We start from the raw sequence: 696 nt of genomic DNA, 5'->3' as shown, positions 1-696 counted from the left end.
CTATAAATTATTTACACTATATATCTATGTATAATTGTTTGAAAGATTTATTACAATAATAAATTAACATAAATAAAATAAAAATTTAAAAATATACATAGGTATCCATGTTTTAAAGTTTTTATTTTATAAAAAAGTAGGAGCATATTTGATGAGACAAAAGCTAAAAGAGCTAGAAGCTTATAGTGGAATAGCTATAATTTGCGTAGTGCTTATACATAGCAATGCATATAATCTTTTAAAGATACTGCATCTGAAAAGTTACATAGAAGGACCATTTTATATGAGATTGGTAGATAATTTAATACATGCATCAGTTCCAATGTTTATATTTATATCTGGTTATAAATTTGCACTTAATGATAAAAATAAAGTATATAAAAATTTAGTATCAAAAAAACTAAGATTTATTATAAAACCTTTTTTAGTTTTAAGTACTATATATATATTATTAAAATTTATGTTCAACACGAATGATGTGAACTTACACATAGTTCTAAATCAATTTTTAAATATCTTTAAAGGGTACAATATAGCATTTCAATTATGGTATGTACCCTTATATATTTTTATATCTATGACGTATCCGATTTTATATAGATGTATAGATAATGATTTATTTAGAGTAATAACAATAATAATAGTTATAATACTATGGTATAATTGGGCAGCCTTGACTGGGAATTTAGATACGAG

Annotated in this window: 1 protein-coding gene; it reads left to right on the top strand. The window is 22.4% G+C overall.

The features are described from left to right. Positions 1–151: 151 nt before the first annotated feature. Positions 152–696, top strand: a 545-nt coding sequence (locus VN21_RS04240) for an acyltransferase family protein (RefSeq protein ID WP_046822198.1), incomplete at its 3' end; no start/stop codon positions are given.

The sequence above is a fragment of the Paraclostridium benzoelyticum genome, assembly GCF_001006285.1.
GTDB classification, from domain to species: Bacteria; Bacillota; Clostridia; order Peptostreptococcales; family Peptostreptococcaceae; genus Paraclostridium; species Paraclostridium benzoelyticum.
This window is presented reverse-complemented; position numbering and strand designations above follow the sequence as displayed.